Origin of the sequence: Brevibacterium sp. R8603A2 (assembly GCF_023072605.1) — a bacterium.
GTDB classification, from domain to species: domain Bacteria; phylum Actinomycetota; class Actinomycetes; order Actinomycetales; family Brevibacteriaceae; genus Brevibacterium; species Brevibacterium pityocampae.
In genome coordinates this window covers 153,680-172,481 of the sequence record NZ_JALLGN010000006.1, presented here as the reverse complement: position 1 = coordinate 172,481, position 18,802 = coordinate 153,680, and the positions used below count along the sequence as shown (strand labels likewise).

General features: G+C 69.9%; 21 protein-coding genes and 1 tRNA gene. 5 read left to right on the top strand and 17 right to left on the bottom strand.

All coding sequences use genetic code 11. From position 1 onward, the window contains the following. Positions 1-64 precede the first annotated feature (64 nt). Positions 65-637, top strand: a complete 573-nt coding sequence (locus MTQ12_RS07870; RefSeq protein WP_137318203.1) for a recombinase family protein — start codon at positions 65-67, stop codon at positions 635-637. A gap of 223 nt (positions 638-860) precedes the next feature. Here MTQ12_RS07870 and MTQ12_RS07865 read toward each other — a convergent pair whose 3' ends face one another. From MTQ12_RS07865 to MTQ12_RS07840, 6 genes are all read right to left on the bottom strand, one after another. After that, entirely contained in the window at positions 861-1,490 is a 630-nt protein-coding gene (locus MTQ12_RS07865) for a hypothetical protein (RefSeq protein WP_137318202.1), read from the bottom strand. A gap of 9 nt (positions 1,491-1,499) precedes the next feature. Next, positions 1,500-1,805: a hypothetical protein gene (locus tag MTQ12_RS07860; protein WP_137318201.1), complete on the bottom strand. Its 306-nt coding sequence runs from the start codon at positions 1,803-1,805 to the stop codon at positions 1,500-1,502. Between the two features lie 222 nt (positions 1,806-2,027). After that, complete coding sequence (locus MTQ12_RS07855) at positions 2,028-2,321, bottom strand: hypothetical protein (protein WP_137318200.1); 294 nt, start codon at positions 2,319-2,321, stop codon at positions 2,028-2,030. Beyond that, the gene (locus MTQ12_RS07850; protein WP_175406805.1) at positions 2,318-2,719 is read right to left on the bottom strand and encodes an HNH endonuclease signature motif containing protein; all 402 of its coding nucleotides are present in this window, start codon (positions 2,717-2,719) and stop codon (positions 2,318-2,320) included. The genes MTQ12_RS07855 and MTQ12_RS07850 overlap by 4 nt, the downstream gene beginning before the upstream one ends. A gap of 336 nt (positions 2,720-3,055) precedes the next feature. Beyond that, entirely contained in the window at positions 3,056-3,703 is a 648-nt protein-coding gene (locus MTQ12_RS07845; RefSeq protein WP_247425592.1) for a helix-turn-helix domain-containing protein, read from the bottom strand. Next, positions 3,700-3,915, bottom strand: coding sequence for a helix-turn-helix domain-containing protein (locus MTQ12_RS07840; RefSeq protein WP_217494878.1), 216 nt, complete (start codon positions 3,913-3,915; stop codon positions 3,700-3,702). Before MTQ12_RS07840 ends, MTQ12_RS07845 begins: the two co-directional genes overlap by 4 nt. Positions 3,916-4,147: 232 nt before the next feature. On the opposite strand from MTQ12_RS07840, the gene MTQ12_RS07835 reads away from it, so the two are divergent. The 3 genes from MTQ12_RS07835 (at position 4,148) to MTQ12_RS07825 (ending at position 5,996) form a co-directional block, all read left to right on the top strand. Beyond that, positions 4,148-5,587 carry a tyrosine-type recombinase/integrase gene (locus MTQ12_RS07835; RefSeq protein ID WP_137318197.1) on the top strand — a complete coding sequence of 480 codons (1,440 nt, stop codon included), beginning with the start codon at positions 4,148-4,150 and terminating at the stop codon, positions 5,585-5,587. 48 nt (positions 5,588-5,635) lie between these two features. Further along, positions 5,636-5,730, top strand: a tRNA-OTHER gene (locus tag MTQ12_RS07830). Between the two features lie 44 nt (positions 5,731-5,774). Next, complete coding sequence (locus MTQ12_RS07825; RefSeq protein ID WP_101652577.1) at positions 5,775-5,996, top strand: hypothetical protein; 222 nt, start codon at positions 5,775-5,777, stop codon at positions 5,994-5,996. Between the two features lie 58 nt (positions 5,997-6,054). On the opposite strand, the gene MTQ12_RS07820 is transcribed toward MTQ12_RS07825, so the two are convergent. The 3 genes from MTQ12_RS07820 to MTQ12_RS07810 all read right to left on the bottom strand — a co-directional run bounded on the left by MTQ12_RS07820 (position 6,055) and on the right by MTQ12_RS07810 (position 8,749). After that, positions 6,055-6,876, bottom strand: a complete 822-nt coding sequence (locus MTQ12_RS07820) for an NAD(P)H-binding protein (protein ID WP_137318196.1) — start codon at positions 6,874-6,876, stop codon at positions 6,055-6,057. A 32-nt stretch (positions 6,877-6,908) separates the two neighbouring features. Continuing rightward, positions 6,909-7,643 (bottom strand): ABC transporter permease, encoded by a 735-nt coding sequence (locus MTQ12_RS07815; RefSeq protein ID WP_247618224.1) that lies wholly within the window; start codon positions 7,641-7,643, stop codon positions 6,909-6,911. A gap of 101 nt (positions 7,644-7,744) precedes the next feature. Then, a complete protein-coding gene (locus MTQ12_RS07810) occupies positions 7,745-8,749 on the bottom strand; it encodes an ATP-binding cassette domain-containing protein (RefSeq protein ID WP_137318194.1) in 1,005 nt (334 codons plus the stop codon). Positions 8,750-8,851: 102 nt separating this feature from the next. On the opposite strand from MTQ12_RS07810, the gene MTQ12_RS07805 reads away from it, so the two are divergent. Beyond that, the gene (locus MTQ12_RS07805) at positions 8,852-9,811 is read left to right on the top strand and encodes a YafY family protein (RefSeq protein ID WP_137318193.1); all 960 of its coding nucleotides are present in this window, start codon (positions 8,852-8,854) and stop codon (positions 9,809-9,811) included. 80 nt (positions 9,812-9,891) lie between these two features. On the opposite strand, the gene MTQ12_RS07800 is transcribed toward MTQ12_RS07805, so the two are convergent. The 8 genes from MTQ12_RS07800 to MTQ12_RS07765 all read right to left on the bottom strand — a co-directional run bounded on the left by MTQ12_RS07800 (position 9,892) and on the right by MTQ12_RS07765 (position 18,773). Then, the gene (locus tag MTQ12_RS07800) at positions 9,892-11,550 is read right to left on the bottom strand and encodes a sodium:solute symporter family protein (RefSeq protein ID WP_247425589.1); all 1,659 of its coding nucleotides are present in this window, start codon (positions 11,548-11,550) and stop codon (positions 9,892-9,894) included. Next, the gene (locus tag MTQ12_RS07795; protein WP_247425587.1) at positions 11,547-12,191 is read right to left on the bottom strand and encodes an OsmC family protein; all 645 of its coding nucleotides are present in this window, start codon (positions 12,189-12,191) and stop codon (positions 11,547-11,549) included. Before MTQ12_RS07795 ends, MTQ12_RS07800 begins: the two co-directional genes overlap by 4 nt. Positions 12,192-12,373: 182 nt before the next feature. Beyond that, entirely contained in the window at positions 12,374-13,105 is a 732-nt protein-coding gene (locus MTQ12_RS07790; RefSeq protein ID WP_247425585.1) for an HAD-IA family hydrolase, read from the bottom strand. A gap of 10 nt (positions 13,106-13,115) precedes the next feature. Further along, a complete protein-coding gene (locus MTQ12_RS07785) occupies positions 13,116-14,288 on the bottom strand; it encodes an acyl-CoA dehydrogenase family protein (protein ID WP_247425583.1) in 1,173 nt (390 codons plus the stop codon). Further along, positions 14,285-15,712 (bottom strand): beta-ketoacyl-[acyl-carrier-protein] synthase family protein, encoded by a 1,428-nt coding sequence (locus tag MTQ12_RS07780; RefSeq protein WP_247425580.1) that lies wholly within the window; start codon positions 15,710-15,712, stop codon positions 14,285-14,287. Before MTQ12_RS07780 ends, MTQ12_RS07785 begins: the two co-directional genes overlap by 4 nt. After that, positions 15,709-17,223: a class I adenylate-forming enzyme family protein gene (locus MTQ12_RS07775; RefSeq protein WP_247425578.1), complete on the bottom strand. Its 1,515-nt coding sequence runs from the start codon at positions 17,221-17,223 to the stop codon at positions 15,709-15,711. The genes MTQ12_RS07780 and MTQ12_RS07775 overlap by 4 nt, the downstream gene beginning before the upstream one ends. A 51-nt stretch (positions 17,224-17,274) precedes the next feature. Next, positions 17,275-18,159: an LCP family protein gene (locus MTQ12_RS07770; protein WP_247425575.1), complete on the bottom strand. Its 885-nt coding sequence runs from the start codon at positions 18,157-18,159 to the stop codon at positions 17,275-17,277. A gap of 206 nt (positions 18,160-18,365) precedes the next feature. Beyond that, positions 18,366-18,773, bottom strand: a complete 408-nt coding sequence (locus MTQ12_RS07765) for a four-helix bundle copper-binding protein (RefSeq protein ID WP_247425573.1) — start codon at positions 18,771-18,773, stop codon at positions 18,366-18,368. Positions 18,774-18,802 lie beyond the last annotated feature (29 nt).

Below are 18,802 nucleotides of genomic sequence, written 5' to 3'. Positions count from 1 at the left end.
AGGACATGCGTAGTATCAAGTCATCAGAAACGTCGTTTACCACTATCGGAAACAGGTTTAAGACATGAGTTCACGCATCTACGGGTACGCCAGAGTCTCCACGACGGACCAGAACCTCGGACGCCAGCACGAAGCGCTGCGCGGCGTTGACCAGATCATCGACGAGAAAGCATCCGGGAAGAACCGCGAAGACCGCGCCGAACTCAACGCGCTAGTGAAGTTCGCCAGGCGGGGCGACACGATCCGCGTCAAGAGCATCGACCGGCTTGCCCGCAACACACGCGACCTCCTCGAACTCGTCGAAGAACTCAACAACAAAGGCGTCGCCGTCGAGTTCGTGGACACACCGAACCTCAACGTCAACGACAAAGTCGGCAAAGCGATGCTGACGATCTTCGCGGCGTTCGCAGAACTCGAACGCGAATCCATCAGAGAACGCCAACGCGACGGAATCGCGCTAGCGAAAGCCGCCGGGAAGTACGCGAAGGCCCCGGCACTCAACCCCGAACAGATCGAACAGGCCCGCGAGCGCGTCACGCTCGGCGTCGCCAAAGCCAAGATCGCCAGGGAACTCGGCGTGACTCGACAGACGCTGCACGCCGCCCTCACCGGGCGAGGCCGATACGCGAAACCCTAACCCCGCAGGACGACGAAGGCCCCGGCCCCGCACGAGCGGGAACCGGGGCCTCATCATGCCCAGAACAGCGAAGGGGCATTTTAGGGTCTTGACATATGTGCCACACCATCGCGTGCCCGCAACCGTTACCGAACCGTGACAGGCGGCCGACAGCACTACCCCCGCCCCCGCCCAGCATCCGGCGCACCCCTCGCCGAGCCAATAGCGACGACCTCGGCAGAAGTCAGCGGCGCGGGAGCTTCACCGCGCTCGACACCGCCCGGCGCACCGTGAACTCGGCCGTCGAAGCCGTCACCGGCGCCAGGCGGGCACCCGACACCCCGTCCTCCACCGTGCCAGGGTCGGTGCCGAACCGCGGACGCTCCGACCGCCCGACCCCGTAAGCAGAAAGGCGGTGCTGCGGCACCGACCTGGCCAGGCGGAGAACCGCAGCACGGTAGCGCTCATGCGCCTCGAAGAGAGGCGCGGCCTCGGCCAGCCGCTCCGAGATAAGCGCCTCCACCTCAGCGGCAATCTCACCGGCCAGCACATCAGAATCCGGCACCTCCGGGACACCGGCAATAGCCGCCCGGACCGCCTCAGCCACGGCGCGAACGTCGGCCTCGTCGGCCGCCGCCGCCTTCTCCCGCAGGCCCTCAGCGCGAAGCTCAAGAACCTCACGCTCGTCGCGGAGATCCGCGAGCTCACGCTTCCCCACATCCTCGCCGTCGGCCAGGCGTCGGCGAACATCAGCCTCCGCACGATCCGCCAGAGCAATCCGCTGCTCCACCTCGGCGAGCGCGGCACGCGCCGGCGCACCCGTCGTGACGTCCTCAATGGTCGGAACGGTGTTCTCAATGATGTTCTCGGTCATCTTCATCTCCTACTCAACGCCCGGCAACGATGCCGGGCTAGTGTTATCACTCTCGTACATAACGGACGCCGCACTGCTGGCGTCCTCAGGCGGGGTTTCAACGAACCCTGCCGCGTCGGACGCGCGCTCTGCGGCGTCCACGATCAGGTCAGCCAACCGGTAGGCGTCAGCGACCGGAAGCAAGACCAGAAACCGCGTCCCAGGATTCCTGAGCCCAACCCCCGGCGACCCGCCGAACATCACCGCCGGGTCAACCTCGACGCCGGAGGCGAACTGACGATTCCGCCGAACATGCCTCGCCGCTTCAACGAACATCTGCGGCCACCGCCTCCCCGACAGCCTCGGCTATCGCCTCGGCCAACTCCGCCGCAACCGCGGGATCCACGACGAGGAGGACGTGCGATCCCGCAAGGATCGCCACCGCCGCATCGCCCCGCTTCCGAACAGCCGCGCACACGCGGCCCCTACGAACGAACTGCTGATTATTTGCCGCCTGACGCGGCGGCTCATCAACAACAACAGACCGATCAAACCGAATCACGCGCTCACCCACTCCCGCTCGATCTCGACCGGGTCGAGCATCCGAGAGCGGAGATCGCGAAGAGCCGCGACCACCTCGGCCTCGGACAGCCGTCGGCACGGCTTGTGCGACCACACGGTCACACGGTGGACGCGGAGGTCCGTGCTATGGCCGAACGAATTCGACGGCGTCAGTCGGTGCCGCCTCCGCCCGACCTCCACCGGCCGAGCAAGACACAAATACACGCGGCCAATCCGGTCGTCCTCCAAAGCGAACCAGTCGCCGGGAATCATGTCTTCTACGGTGGTCACACGGCCTCCATAACCACGTGGAGGACAGGGCCAGTAGCGCGCCAGGCGCGCACCCGCTCCAGGTCTGAACGATTCTTCTCCCGGTGGCAGCCGAGGCACAGCAACGCAACAGCACCGAGCGAGTGCTCTCCACCCATCACCACCGGCGTCCGGTGATCGAGCTGCAAGTTCGTTTCGTCATCGCCGCAGGCCGAACAGCCTGCGCCATCACGCTCGATCAGGTCACGAAGACGAACCCGCTCGACGACCGGCAGGTGTCCGGCGTCGCGGGAGCGGCGACGGTAGTTGAACGACCACGACCGCTCCGGGCCAGCCGCCCGGAATCGGGCGGCGTTGCACGGCTTGCACCGGTAGCCGCGGCCTCGCGGATTGCTCCGGTCGCGGTGGAAGTCGATCAACGACCTCCGATCCCCACACGATCCGCAACGGCGGATCAACAGAAGCTGTCCAAGATCGGCGGCAGTAGCCGCCCTCTTCTTCGTCATAATGCACCCCAATCTGCCCGCGCCATCGCGGGCCTGGTATATGTCGGACGCCTGCGCGGCGTCCGTGTCAGCGGCGGCGTTGACTCGCCGCCCGGTGGTGGTGGTTGTTGTTCCACAGCGGCCCCCGCCGGGGCCGCCCCGTTCGCGTCGGACCTGACGGTCCTGCTCAATTCTTCGCCGTTGGATAGCGGCCCAGACAGGGCCGCGTTTGAGGGTGTAAGTACTGAGGGGGACAAATCGTGCACGCCCTCATCGGCGGTGCACGACCCGCAGATGATCGACGAACCTGGCCGCATCCCCAGCGGTCCGAACCTCCGCAGGAAGGTGCTCCGGCACGATCACATCGGACCCGTAGACGCTCATCATCGCGGCGACGAAGTCGCGGCGGCGGTGCGCTGTCGCAGTCGAACCACGCGACTCGACCCACCGCTCAGCGAGCGTGTACAGGTCGCCGCCGTCGCGTTCCTCCGGCGTCGTGAACGCCCACACCCCAACCTCGGCGGCATCGCCGCGCCATCCTCCGTATCGCACCGGGTCGAGCAGCCGCTGCTCCCGGAGGTCTCGCAGGTGTCTGCGCACCGTGCGGATGCTCGCTCCGCACTCGTCGGCCAGCCACTCGTTCCCCCGGTCGAACACGAACTGCTCGGACCCGTGGTCGATCCTCGCGCCGAATAGCATCTGCACGAACACCCGGAACTGACCGTCGGTCACAGTCGCCGCTGACGCCGAGAGCATCGCCATGCGCTCGGCCCGGAGGTCATGCACTGTGAGGCCGTCACCGGCACCCATCTTCTGCACCCGCTCCAGCGCCTCCAGCGCGGCGGACGGAACATCGTCCAGGTCGGGTTCGAAGTCGAGCGCGTCGAGCACCGCGCTCTCATAGTCGGTGGCAGTCACTGGACCCGCTGTGCGTCGAGCCACCGGTCAAGGTCGTCTACGTGGTATCGGATAGTTTTCGCGCCATAGCGAAGATAAGGGGGCGTGATCGGTGAGCGTCGGTTGTTCCGCAGCCAGGACACCTTGACGCCGATATACTCGGCGGCGATGTGCTCATCAACCGCCTTGGCGATCCCGTTGGCAACCATCATCCGGTCGAACTCGGCGGACACCTCCGCCGTACTCATGTGGTCTGTAGGTGCAGTCATCTAACCTCTGTCTCTCTATACGATTTTCAAGGAACGACACGCCAGGGCTTGACAATCCCGAACGTGTATGAAACACACTACCCCTAGATCGTGTGTTACACCAGTGTCATTCGCTCCGCTTGTGCACGATCAGTCTCCGTTTTCAGCCTGGTTCCGCGTGACAGCGTGACAGCGCGGACCGTTGTACCCTGGTCGCATGGCGACCCAGTACCCGCGGCGGCTAGACGAACTCATCGACCACGGGCCGACAGCCCGAGCTGGCAAGCGATGGCAGGTAGACGTGTTCCTCCACCCCGGCCCAGGCGGACGGAAGCGGCCTCGATTCCGCACCAAGGCCGAGGCCGAAGCCGAGCGGGACCGGCTGCGGAAGATGAAGACGACCAGCGGCAGGAAGCCGCGCAACACAGCCGGCTCCGGCTCCCGGACGAACACCGCCGAACTCTGGGAGCAGTTCAGGGCGTCGGCGCGAGTCCGGCGCACCGGACTCCGCAACCAGGCCGACCTCGCCGAGCAGTGGGAGAACCTCGTCCGACCGAAATGGGAGCACCATCTACTCGACCGGATCACCTACAAGCAGATCGAAGAGTGGGCGCAGGAACTCGCCACCGAACCGGCCCCCGGCCGGGATCGGCCGAGGTCGGTGAAGCGTCAACGCGACGCGCTCGCACTGCTCACTCGGATGCTCGCCTACGCCGTCAGCGAGCAGATGATCCCCGACAACCAGGCTTACCGGCCCGGCGGTGGCCGGGACTACATGCCGAGCATCCCCGGCGGGTCTGGGGAGACCGCGAAGCACGCGCTCACGGCGCGACAACTCAACCGGCTAGCCGACGCCGAAGCGCTCGCCAGGTGGCGCGACCTCATCCTCTTCGCGGGAACAACCGGCCTCCGGTGGCAGGAATGGGCGCGACTCGAGGTCGCGGATATCAACACCCACCGCCGGACTGTCACCGTGACGAAGGCTCTCAGTACCGTGCGAGGTCAGGGTCATTCGTTCCGAGGTCGGGCCGGTCTGATCGACGGCCCGACGAAGACGCACGAGACTAGGACGGTCCCGGTCACCGCTGAAGTCCTCGCTCTCATCCGGCCGAGGTTGACGCCCCCGGCCGACCAGCTCGTGTTCAACATCAAGGGCAAGCCGATTGCCCACACGACCCTCGCCAAGGCGATGAGGGACGCATCGGCCGAAGTCGGAACGGCTGTCACGCGGCTACAGGAGACGCTGGGGCGGCCCATCACCGGTTACGCCGACGAGGCCACGATCAGCGGCGTCCCGGCCGCGATCCAGGCCGCAGGGGAACGGCTGGGGGAGGCGAAGGCGAAGCTCTCCGACCAGTACACCGGCAAGGAGCTGCGGGATCGGCTCGCCACCGTTCAGAAGGCTCACGATGATGATGTGGCCGCGTGGCGCGGCCTCCGGGCAGGCGATGAGGACTTCAGGCCGTTGGCTCCGCACGGCCTCCGACACACCGCGATCTCAGCTCTCATCAACTCCGGCGTCCCGGTGACGACGGTAGCGCGGTGGGCGGGCCACCGGTCGCCGACGGTCACGCTCAACACGTACTCTCATCTGTACGCGGGAAGCCTCGATGAGGCTGGCGAGGTCATGGCTGACTGGCTCGCCCGCGAGCAGTGAGCTCCGACTTCTTACTGTCACTCCGCTGTCACAGAATCGCCGTAGCGAGGCTGTGACCAGGGGCGATGGTTGATCATATGCGGTCTTGAAAACCGTTGTAGGGCAACCCCCTACCCAGGGTTCGAATCCCTGACTCACCGCCGTGCACCACCCGGCTCGGTGGCCGGATCCGCCCTATACTCTGAGCATGACCCGACCGACCGGATTCGAGTACCGCGAACGTGGTGACGCGGTCGTCATCACGCATCACGGTCGTCCCGCGACCACCCTGCGGGGTCGCCGTGCAGCGGACTTCCTCGATGACGTGGAGTCCGGGGATCCGCAGGAGCTCATGGCGCGGCTCACCGGCAACTACCGCCGGGGCAACGAACGGCAGGCCCGGAACCACCCGCGCAACCGATCGCGCTGAAGGTCCGCGGCCCCGCAGCGCTGCTGCCCCGCGGCACCGCTGAGCTGCGGGGCGGCGATCATCCCCTCCGGAAGGCCTCGGCGTTCTCCTCCGCCCATTGGGCGAAGGTGCGGGCCGGGCGCCCGGTGACCCGTGCGACGGTGTCGTGCACCTCGGCGGCCTCCGCCGGCGGATTCGTCGCGAGCTCGATGCCGAATGCGACGTAGTCCTCGGGATAGCCGTACGACCGTAGCCGCTCGCGCTCCTGCTCGACGGTGAGCTGTTCGAAGACGATGTCCTCCCCGATGGCCTCTCCGATGAGGTGCGCCCGCTCGGCCGGCGTGAGCACCTCCGGACCGGTGACGACATAGGTGCGCCCGGCGTGCCCCGCCTCGGTGAGTGCGGCGACGGCGACGGCGGCGATGTCGGAATCGTGGACGACGGCGCTCGGCCAGTCGGCGAGCATCCGCAGCCTCCCGTCCGCACGGATCCCTTCGGCCCACTCCAGGGCGCCGGACATGAACTCCGCCGGCCCCACCACCGTCCAGTCCAGCGCGGACTCCCGCAGCGCCGGTTCGATCGAGGTCTCCTCCCAGCCGCCGAGCACGGAGATCCGGCGCACTCCCGCCCGCGCGGCGAGGTCGACGATCCGGGGACCGGTCGTCAGGGCCTCTCCCTCGTCTCCGCCGAACGTGATGAGGTGGGCGGCGGAGACGCCGTCGAAGGCGGCGGTGAGCGAGTCGGGATCGGTGAGGTCGCCGGCGACGACCTCGGCGGCTGCGGGCAGGTGCGCCGCGGCGGGATTTCGGGTGAGTGCGCGCACCTGTTCTCCGGCGGCGAGGAGCTGGTCGACGATGAGGCTGCCGATGGTTCCGGTGGCTCCGGTGACGAGGATGGTCATGATGGTCTCCGTTTCGTTGTGTTGTGTGAGGTTCAGTCCGCGCTGCGGTTCATCAGGCGGACGCCGAGTGCGAGGCCGAGGGCGGCCGTCGCGAGCGCGGCGACCCATCCCCAGAGGATGGCGGGGGAGGAGAAGTCGCCGGCGAACAGCGCCCGCTCGGCCTCGACGACGTATGCCAGCGGGTTGGCGGTGGCGGCGATCTGCATCCACCGGGGTCCGGAATCCAGCGGCAGGAGCATCCCGGAGAGGATCATGAGCGGGAAGATCAGGGTCTGGTGGACGACCCAGAACATCCAGTCCTGCTTGCGGACCGCGGTCGCCAGGCCGTAGCTCAGGGATCCCAGGCCGACGCCGAGGACGGCGAGGAGCGCCAGGCCGAGTGCCGCACCGAGGACGTCGGCCCGGAACCCGAAGGGGATCATCACGACGATGACGATGAGCGCCTGACCGATGAGGGGCAGCACTTCCTTGAGCGAGCGGCCGACGAGCAGCGAGGGGCGGGACAGCGGGGTGACGAGCATGCGCTCGTGCGCTCCGGTCTGGAACTCGTAGAGGAGGTTCGAGCCGGTGGTGGCGGTGCCGAAGAGCGTCGTCATGACGAGGATCGCCGGGACGAACCACTGCCAGACATTCCCGCCGAGGACCTGCTCCCCGCCGAGCGAGCCGGCGAGCAGCGGGCCGAACAGGCCGAGGAACACGAGGGGCTGGACGAGGCTGAAGACGAGGGAGAACGGATCGCGCAGCACGGGCCGCAGTTCACGGGTCATGACGATCCACGTGTCGCGCAGCGGTGCGCTCGCGCCGCGGCGGGTGGTCCGGTCTGCAGGTGCCGGCCGGGGTGCGGCCTGGGCGGGCGTCGGGGTGGTCATCATGCGTCCTTTCCGGGGAGAGGGGCGAGTTCGGCGGCGGGCTTCGGTGCGGTCTCCTCGCGGAGGCTGCGGCCGGTGAGGGCGAGGAAGACGTCGTCGAGAGTGGGGCGGTCGACGTGTGCCGCCGCGATGTCGATGCCCGACTCCCGGGCCGCGGCGAGCAGCCCGGGCAGGGCGCGCGGGCCGTCGGTCACCCGGGCCGTCACGACGGTGCCGTGCACGGCGACCTCGCGGGCGCCGGGGCCGTGCGAGACCAGCTCGGCCGTGCGCGCGGCCGCTGCTGCGTCCGGGGCGGTGAGGCCGATGCGATCACCGGCGAGGTGGGACTTGAGCGCATCAGGGGTGTCGTCGGCGATGACGCGGCCGTGGTCGACGACGATGACGCGCTCGGCCATGTCGTCGGCCTCGTCGAGGTAGTGCGTGGTGAGGACGATCGTCATGTCGTGGGAGCTGCGCATCGTTGCGATGTGCTGCCACAGATTGGCGCGGTTATGGGGGTCGAGACCGGTGGAGGGCTCGTCGAGGAACAGCAGCCGGGGAGCGTGGACGAGACCGATGGCCACATCGAGTCGCCGGCGCTGCCCGCCGGACAGCTCGGAGACCTTGCGCGCGGCGAGCTCGCGCAGCCCGAGGACCTCGAGGAGCTCGTCGGTGCGGCGCCGGGCCTCGCGGCGGGACAGACCGTACACGAGAGCCTGGGTGTACAGCTCGTCGCGTGCGCGCTGGGTGTGGCCGCCGCCGTTGCCCTGGCCGACGTAGCCGATCCGCCGGCGCACCTCGGCCGAATCGCCGACGACGTCGTAACCGGCCACGGTGGCGGTGCCGGAGGTCGGGGGAATGAGGGTGGTGAGCATCCGCATGGTCGTCGTCTTACCGGCTCCGTTGGGGCCGAGCACCGCGACGAGCTCTCCGGGCGCGATGTCGAGGTCGATGCCGCGGACGGCCTGGACCGGCTGCGCACGGCCTGTCGCGAAGGTCTTGGTGAGGGATCGGGCGTGGATCACGGTTCCTCCTGAGGGGATGAGCGGGCCGTCTTCGGCGGCGTGGAACCATGCTCTCGAGTCTTTAGGTCAGTTTCTGTCCACAATCGTGCCTATTCTGGATCCATGTCGACGAGCACACGGATGCTTCAGCTCCTCTCCCTCCTCCAGACCCGCCGGTTCTGGTCCGGCGCCGAGCTCGCCGAGCGGATGGAGGTCACCCCGCGGACCCTCCGCCGCGACATCGAGCGGCTGCGGGAACTCGGGTACCCCGTCGACGCCGATCGCGGCATCGGCGGGGGATACCGGCTCGCCGCCGGTGCCGCACTTCCGCCGCTCGTGCTCGACGACGCCGAGGCCATCGCGATCGCCGTCGGACTGCAGTCGGCGGCCCAGGGCTCGGTGGCCGGGATCGAGCAGTCCGCTCTCCAGGCCCTGACCAAGGTTGTCCAGGTCATGCCGCCGCGGCTGCGGCAGCGGGTCGATGCGGTGCGGGCCATGACCGTGCCCGCGACCTGGGGACCGCGCACTGCGGGTCCGGCGGTCGAAGCCGACACCCTCACCGCCATCGCCCAGGCCTGCCGCGACGACGAGCGCCTGCGCTTCGACTACCGGACCGCTGACGACCGGACGGCGGAGCGCCATGTCGAGCCGCACCGGTTGGTCTCCCTGGGCGGTCGCTGGTACCTCGTGGCCTACGACCTCGGCCGCCACGACTGGCGGAGCTTCCGGCTCGATCGACTCCGCGGGCCCAGCGGCACCGGGGCCCGGTTCCGACCGCGCCAACTGCCTGCGGAGGACGCCGCCGCGTTCGTCCGGGAGGGCATCGAGAGCGCGAGCTCCCGCTACGCGGTCGACGTCATCATCCACGCACCCGTCGCCCGCGTGCGTGCCGCGCTCGACGGGTGGGGCGTCATCGAGGACATCGACGGGCAGCGGTCCCGGCTGCGGATGACGACCGACACCCTCGACTGGCCGGCCATGGCGCTCGGTGCGGTCGAGGCGGACTTCGAGATCGTGTCGCCGCCGGAGCTCGGCGCACGGATCGCGGAATGGGGCGAGCGCTTCACCCGCGCCGCCGGGTGAGTGAGGCGGGATGCTCCCGGCTCAGCGGTCGGTGCGGTCCGTCCGCGGCGGGCGGGTGCGAGGAGCGCAGCGCCCTCGGGTCAGTGGCCGTCTTCGTTCGCTTCGCCCGCCGTCGACGGCGCGAGCTCCGCGGAGCTCGACGGGGACTCGGCTCCCCGCTCCGCCGGAACGGTGAGGCTGACCGTCGCGGCGAACAGCGCGACGACGATGAGGAACAGCGCCATGCCGACGAGCCCGTGCCCGGCGAGCCAGGACCAGGCGAACACGGAGAGGACGGCCACTGCGGCTGCGAGGAGGAGGAACAGCTGCCCGCGCTGCCGGTGGCGTCCGGCCGGGACCGTGACCCACCGGCGCTGGACGAGGGTGACCGCAGTGAGGCCGACTAGGTTCGCGATCATCCCGATCCACACCGGGTGGACGCCGAGGAAGAACGCCGACGGGTCGAACCCGGAGAGCGTGTACCAGGTGAGCCCGGAGCCGAAGCCGGCGAGCAGCGCGGTGAGCGCCGCCGAGCGCGTGGCGAGCGGCCAGAAGAACGCGGCGAGCACCGGAGCGAAGGTCGCGCCGTTGCGCAGGGTCCATGCCATGACGTTCCACCACGCCGACTGCTCGGAGCGGAGCAGGGCGAAGACGACCATGACCACGGTGAGGCCGACGAGCGCCCAGCGCGTGTAGCGGACGAGCTGGGCCTGGGTCGCACGCGGATTGATCGCCGAACCGAGGTCGCGACCGAGCGAGGTGGCGCCGGAGAACTGGCACGGTCCCGCCCAGCCCAGGGCGCAGGCCCAGAGCCCGACGAAGAACAGCCCGGCGGCCCACGCCGGCAGGACGCCCACGATGTACTCGGGGATCGCGACGAGCGGCAGCGCGGCATCGGGCACGAGCGCCGCGGCCGCGATGCCGATGAACACCCCGAGGAGGATGAGCGGGATCCCGAGGACCGCCGCGCGGTAGAGGCCCTTCTGCCCGTTCTCCGGACTGCTCGCCGACATCGACATCTGGAAGGCCGCCTGCGCCAGCGGGACGTTGATGATGAAGGTGCCGAACCACGCGGCGATGAGAGAGACCCCGGCGTTGGAGAGGTCGAACATCGCCGGGCTGGCCGCGCGGAAGTCCGCGATTCCGCCGAACCCGGGGGAGACCGTGATCGCCCACACGCCGACGGCGAACATCAGGGAGATCATGATGACGTTCATCGTCTGGCTGAAGGCCACTGAGTGCATGCCTCCGGAGGAGAGGAACGCGAGGAGGACGGCGGCGGTCACCGCGATCGACAGCGGCAGCGTCAGGCCCGTCACCATGTGCAACGCCGAGGCGAAGGCGATCGTGGTCGCGACGGAGTACATCGGGAAGGTCAGGCCGGTGATAATCGAGCTGATGGCCTTCGCCGCCCGTCCGAACCGGTCACCGATGATGCCGGTCACCGTCACCACGAGCTTCTCGCGCAGCGGCTTGACCAGGAGCAGGGCGATGAGGAGCACCTGCACGGTCTCCGCGACGCCGTACCAGACGGCGGACACACCGGTCCGGTAGCTGAGCTCGACGATCGCGATGAAGGACGAGCCGGAGAACAGGCCGGTGATGCAGAAGGCCACGGTCCACGGGCTGAAGGTGCGTCCCCCGACGAAGAATCCGGCTCGACCCGTCTCCCGGCGGCGCAGCACGACCCGGCCGCCCACCACGAGCCAGAGGGTGTAGGCCGAGGCGAGTCCGATCGTCCACAGTCCGACGGCGGTCATGCGCGTGCGCCTGTGCCCTCGGCGCCGACGGCGGGTGCGGGTGCATCCGCGTTCTCGAACGTGATGACGGGTTCGGTGAAGTCCTCGGACGGCGAGGTGTAGCCGAGTGCGGTGTTGCACGCGGTTTCAGCGGCGCCGTCCTCGACCCCGGCGGCGAACGACCACGCGACGGTGAGGTCGATGCGGGCATCGCGGAGGAGGTTCACCGCGGGGCAGGAGTGTTCGACCGCGGTGGCGAAGTCCCGGAGCACCTGCTCGTCGGTCTCCGGGGTCCCCACGCACACCTGCAGGCGGTAGGTGTGGAAGTACGGCTGGACGTCGGCGGTGCCGGCGAGCCCGCGCTGGTCCTGGCGGGCGAGCGAGTACGTGGAGATGCCCGTGAGCGCAAGGCCGCGGCGGCCGGCCACCTGGTCGATGACGACGGTGATGCAGGCACCGACTGATCCGGCGAGGTACTCCATGGGAGTGGGGCCTTCGTCACGGCCGCCGATCCTCTCCGGCTCGTCCACCGTGAAGGTGAAGTCCCGCACCTCGACGCGCGTCTGCTGCTGACCCGTCCAGGTCCCGGCGGCGCGCAGGGTCTTGGACTGGGCGTCATCGGGGGACTCGGTGAAGCGGGGATGCTCGGGGGCACGGCTCATGGCGGATCACGCTCCGGTCGTCGGATGATGGAGTCCGCATCACGGCCGGAAGGTTCGACAGCGGATGCGAACCGGCCATCCGATACCGTGGCGGACCACCTCAGTAGGCCGCAGAACCTCGGGCTCGGTCAATCCGCGGGTGTCGAATAACGTCATGATCTGTCATATGACAGATCGTGGTGTCAGTTCTCCCTCCCCAACGCTCTCTCCACGTCCCGGGCGAAGTCCATGAGTGACGGGTACTCGGCGGCGATGTCCACGGATGCCTGCGGATCCGGTGTCGCGCCCCAACCGGGCCGGTCGTGACGACGGTTGATCCACACGCCGGGCAGCCCGAACTGCTGCGCCGGCACGTGGTCGTGGAACAGCGACTGGGCCACGTGCAGGAGGCGTCCGGACCACCCCCGTTCCGCGGCCCTCCGCTCCAGCGCCTCGAAGTTCGCCGGATTCGGCTTGTAGGAGCCGATGTCCTGAGCGGTGAGGATCTCGTCGAACTCCACACCCAGCCGTTCGTTCGATGCCGCGAAACCGGCGCGGTGCACATTGGAGAGGATGACGAGCGCGTAGTGATCCTTGAGGATCGCCAACGCCTCGGCGGAGTCGTCGAAAGCGGGCCAATCGGGCACCGAGTCGCCCAGAGTATCGGCCTCGATGTCGGTCACCGGCAGGCCGAGGGCCTCGCCGGTGCGCCGGAACGCCTCCCGCAGCGCATCCGGGTACAGGATCCCCGGGGTCTCGCGGAGCACCGCGGCCTCGTTCTCCGAGTACGCCACGAGCACGCCTTCGTCCGACATCTCCGGTCGGTGCCGCCGGGCCCACGGGCCGATCACGGCAGCGATGCCGGCCTCCCAGTCGATGAGCGTGCCGTAGCAGTCGAAGCTCAGGGCGTCGTACACGGTCAGGTCGAGTGCCACGGGCTCCTCCTCAATCGTCCAACAGCGCGGCGGCGAACATCGGGCGGGCGGCATCCGGGCTCGCCGGGTGGAACAGCCCGGCCAGCGCGTCGCGGTAGAGCCGGCCCAGCTCGTGGCTGTTGTCGAAGCCGGCCCCGCCGGAGCAGTGGAGCGCGGACTCGGTCGCGCGCCTGGCCGCCTCGCCGGCCTTGATCCGGGCCGACACGAGCCGACGCGGCCAGCCGGCCCCGTGGTCGACGAGCTCGTCGAGGTCCCGCGTGTACGCCTCGAGCTGCGCGGCCACCGGCATGAGGTCGAGCGCGGCATCGGCCAGCCGGTCGCGGAACTGCGGGATCTCGGCGAAGGTCGTGCCGTGCTTGGCCGAGGACTTCTTCCGCAGCGACTCCGCCGCCACCTCGAGCGCGCGGGCGGCGAGCCCGGCGTACACCGAGGCGATGAGGAGCTGGAAGTTCGCGGTGATCCCGAAGGTCAGCAGGTCCGGGTGCGGCCCGGCCGGGATCCGCCTGGCCACCTTCTCCGGCCGCATCCGCACGTTGTCCAGGGTCGTCGAGCGGCTCTGCGTGGCCCGCATCCCCATGACGTCCCAGTTCTCCGACACGGAGATCCCGTCCGCGCTGCGCTCGAGGAATCCGTACACGAGCGTCGGCTCCTCCGGGTCCGAGGTGTCGAGCCCGTGGACGAGCAACCGCGTCCACACCGGGGACATCGAGGTGAAGATCTTCTTCCCGGTCATCCGGTACCCGCCGTCGTCCTCGGGCACCGCGGACGAGTTCGAGCCCTGGAGCACCCAGTCGTTGCCGGCCTCACTGATCCCGAACGCGAACACCTCACCGGCCATGACCTCGTCGAACACGAAGTCGAGGGACCGGTCGCCGCGCTCGTGCATCGCCCGGATCGTGCCGGTGCACACGAGGTGCATGTTGATGCCCAGCGCGGTCGCCGGAGCCGCGGTCGCGAGCCGCTGCTGGAGGCGGGAGACCTCGTTGACGCTCAGCCCCGGCCCGCCGAACTCCTCCGGTGCGAACAGGGTGAGGTACCCGGCCGCGCGCAGCTCCTCGAGGTCCTCGGAGAAGAACGCGTTCTCCCGGTCGTAGCGCGCCGCCCGCCCCCGTATCCGCTCGAGCAGCTCGGCGGGCAGGTAGCGGTCGGCGAGCTCGGCGTGGCGGGTCTCACGGTCGGTCATGGGGTCTCCTTCTCGGGCAGGTGGTCTGGTCGGGATCGTCGGGTGCGGGCCCCTGGGGTGCTGCCGGGCCACTCCGGCCGGCGCAGCAGCACGGCGGCGTTGTGCCCGCCGAACCCGAACGAGTTCGACAGCACGGCGGACACCTCGGCCTCCCGGGCGGCGCCGGTGACGATGTCGTGGTCGGGGAATGCGGGCTCGTCGAGGTTGAGCGTGGGTGGGATGAGGCCGGTGCCGAGTGTGCGCACGGCGAGGATCGCCTCGGTCACCCCGCCGCAGCCCAGCAGGTGGCCGGTGCTCGACTTCGTCGCGGTGATCGGCACCCGCCGGGCCCGCGCGCCGAGCACCGCGTCGATCGCCCGGATCTCCGCGGCATCGCCCTGCGGGGTGCCGGTGCCGTGGGCATTGATGTGGTCGACCGCCTCGGGGCCGAGGCCGGCGTCGGCCAGGCAGTCGCGCATCGCCTGCGCGGCACCCCGCCCCTCCGGGTGCGGGGCTGTCGGATGGTGGGCGTCGCTCGCCGCACCGGCCCCGGCGAGCTCGGCGAGCACCTCCGCGCCGCGGGCCCGGGCGGCGTCCGCGGATTCGAGGAGGATCGCCGAGGCGCCCGCCGCCATGACGAACCCTGTCCGACCCGCGTCGAAGGGCCGGCTCGCCGCGCTCGGCTCGTCCTCGTACCCGGCGGCGAGCGCGCGCATGTTGATGTTCGAGGCGAGGTTGACCGGGTTGAGGCAGTCCTCCATCCCGACGACGAGCACTGCATCGGCGTAGCCGTGGCGGATCCTCCGCAGCGCCTCGCCGAGCCCCACTGCACCGCTCGCGCAGGTCGCGTTGACGCCCTGCGCCGGGCCGGTCGCGGCATAGCGCTGGCTCAGCAGAGCCGCGGCGGCGTCCGGGGCGCCGTAGATCGACAGGGTCAGCGGCACGCCGCGCGGGCCTCCGGCGAGGAGTGCGCGGGTGGCGTCCTGCATCGCCGCGACCGGCCCGGAGCCGGAGGCGGCGATGATGCCGAACCGGTGGGCGTCCCAGGGCAGTGCGACGGCCGGCGCCTGCGGGCTCGCGGTGGTGCCGGTCGGCGGCACGTCTTCCGTGCCCGTGTCCGCACGGCCCTGCGTCGGTGCGGTGGTGCCGTCGGCGAGCAGGCCCGCCTGCCGCAGTGCCTCGTCGGCGGCGGCGATCGCCCAGGCCTGGACGGCGCTGAGCCGCCGGGCCAGGGACTTCGGGACCACGGCCGTGGGATCGAATCCGCGCACCTGCGCCCCGATCCGCACCGGGAGGTCCGCGAACTCCTCCCCGTCGAGCACGTCGATGGCGCTGCGACCGGCGACCACAGCATCCCAGGTCTCCCGGACGCTGAGTCCGCTCGGGGTGATCGCCCCCACCCCGGTGACGACGACGCCCCGGCGCTCCACTCCGCCCCGGCTCACAGGCGCGTCACCCCGGTCCCGGCAGCCTGCACGAGCTCCGTCGTCTCGCCGCGGCGGATCTTGCCACCCACGGTGCGCGGCAGCTGCGGCACCGAGTACCAGCGGCCCGGGACGAACTGCGGGGCCAGATGAGCCCGCGCGTGGGCGAGGAGCTCCGCCTTGGGCGGTGCCCCGCCCTCGATGACGAGTGCGACCACGGTGCCGAGCTGCGCGCTCGGGACACCGACAGCGCACACCTCGCCGAGGCCCTCCACGGTCTCGAAGGCGCGCTCCACCTCGGGCAGGGAGACCTTGTGCCCACCGGTGACGACGATGTCCGCGGCCCGCCCGCTCAGGCTCAGCCGGCCGTCGACCATCCGGCCCTGGTCGGCCACCGTGGCGAACCCATCGGGACCGACCAGGCGTGCGGTGCTCGTCGCGCCGACGTAGCCGTCCGAGCAGGCGGCCGCGTGCACCCACACGGTGCCGACCTCGCCGGCGGGCGCCTCGGCCCCGGCGTCGTCGCGGATGCTCACGGTGATGCCCTCGTAGATGCTGATGAGCGTGCCGTCGCCGGCGCGGCTGTCGCCGATGAAGCCGATCTCCGCGGCCCCGTAGTAGCTGATGAGGCGAGCGGCCGGCAGCGCGGCGGCGAAGCCCTCGCGGATCCGCGCAGACAGGTTCGCCCCTCCGGTGACGACGAGCTCGAGGCCGGTGAACCGCTCCGGGTCGCGGCGCGCGGCATCGGTGAGACCCTGGACGACCGCGGGCACCGCGACGACCCGGGTGATCGACTCCGCGGCGACGCGCCGCCCGGCGTCGATCGCATCGAAGCGGTCCGCGACGTGGCAGCTCCCGCCCGAGGCCAGGCATTCGATGAGGGCGTAGAGGGTGAGGCTGTAGGACATCGGGCCGGGCGCCAGAGTGGCGACGCCGGGGCAGGGCTCGAGGTGCGCGCTCGAGACCGCGTAGTTGTCGCGGTACTGGCGCCGGGTCTTGAGGAAGGCCTTGGGGTTGTCGGTGGTGCCGGAGGAGAAGAGGAGGAGGAACGCCTCGGCGCCGTCGCGCACCCCGGGCCGCTCGGTGGGGTGGGACCGGGCCTCGCGCTCGCGGAGTCGGTCGAGGGGGATCACGGTGCCGGTCCAGCCGGCGGCGGCGAGCGCCTCGGCGAGCTCTGCGGAGTCGCTGACGACGACGCCGATCCCGGTGGTCGTGATGACGCGCACCTGGTGGGCGAGCGGCCAGCGCGGGTCGATCGTGGCCGACACGGCGCGGTGCAGTCCGAGGCCGGCGATGATCCGGGCGGTGTGCAAGGCCGAGGTCAGGCTCACCGCGGTGATCGGGATGCCGTGGGTCTCCGGGACGGGCTCAGGCGGACTGACCTGCTCAGCGTGGAGCCCGGACACCGCGGCGAACAGGCGCGCGGAGTCGGTGACGAGCTCGGCGTACGTCAGGCGTTCATCCGACCCGACGACGGCGGGCCGGGCGGGATGGTCTGCGGCGACGTCGAGGACCGTCCGGGTGAAGGGCACGCACCACCTCCGGCTGGGGACTGGGACGAGTCCGAGTATAGGACCGCGCTCCTACAGGTGCTGAGTCTCCGCCTGTGCCGCGTAATCGCCGACGGTGTCCTCGGCGAACGCCGTGCGGACCTTCTCGAGCTCATCCTCGTCGACGCTGAGGTAGGACTGCCCGTCCGAGGAGGTCCCCAGGCCGCCGATGGGTGCGGAGAAGAACTCGATGTCGTCCTGGCGGACGTCGCGCAGCTGGTAGGCGAGCGAACCGATGGTCCCCGAGCTCAGACCGGAGTCGACCGTCATGTACGGCGAGAAGTCACGCACGATCCCGGAGATCCGGGTCGGGTCGCTCAGCGTGTCGCGGCTGATGAGCTCATTCATCACACCGGACAGGAACGCCTGCTGGTTCCGGTTGCGCTGGAGGTCGCCGTCGCCGAAGTTCTTGCGGGCCCGCACGAAGGCGAGCGCCTGCTCGCCGTCGAGGGTGTTCGTGCCTTCCTGGAAGGAGTGGCCGCCGGACTCGAAGGACTGCTCGGATTCGACCTCGACTCCGCCGAGGGAATCGGTGAGCGCCTGGAACCCTTCGAAATCGATGATCGCGACGTGGTGGATCGGGGCGCCGATGAAGTCGCTCACCGTGGAGGTGGCCAGGGGCAGTCCGCCGAAGGACATCGCGGCGTTGATCTTCGCCTGACCGTGGCCCTCGATGTCGACCCAGATGTCGCGGGGGATCGACATGATCTGGACACCGGAGCGATCCTCGGGCACGTGCATGACCATGATCGTGTCGCTGCGGAATCCGCGCGAGTTCTCGTAGTCGACATCCTCGTCGCGCGCGTCGGAGCCGAGCAGCAGGACATTCATGCCCTCGCCCGAGGTCTCCGGCCGCGCCCCGCCGAAAGCCTCCTCGTCGGTGACCTCCTGCTTCCCGGAACGGAGCGCCCGGGTCATCCTCGTAGAAGAGGCGGTCGAAGTCCGAGGTGCTGCGCGGGTCGGTCACGGGTCTCCCTGGGGGCGGTGGCGAGCGCTTGTCCACATTCCAGACATCCGGGCCGGAAGGATCCTCGGGGGGACACACAGAACCCCCTCGGCCCGAGCACAGGAATCGGGACGAGAGGGTCGGTGCGGAGCGGCTCGGGTACCGGCTGGTCAGCGCCTCAGCTCAGCACGTCGAGGAGTGCGGCGCAGGCCTTCTCGCAGCGGCGGCATGCCTCGGCGCACACCCGGCAGTGCGCGTGCATCTCCGCGTGCTGCTCGCAGTCCTCCGCGCAGGCCCTGCACGCCGCCCGGCAGGCCTCGAGCAGAGCGCGCGTCACAGCGTCATCGACCGCGGTCCGGCGGGTGAGGACGGCGCCGGTGGCGGCGCAGATGTCCGCACAGTTCTGGTCGGTGGTGATGCAGCGGCGCATCTCGGCGACCATGTCCTCGGCCAGGCAGGCATCAGCGCACGCGGTGCACGTCTGCGCGCAGGCGAAGCATGCGGCGATGCACTCGGCGAGGACTGTGCGGTCGACTCCGGTGGAGTCGTTGGGGTGGGTCTCCAGCATGGTGGTCACATCGGACATCGTGGATTTCCTTCCGGTCCCGGCGGGCC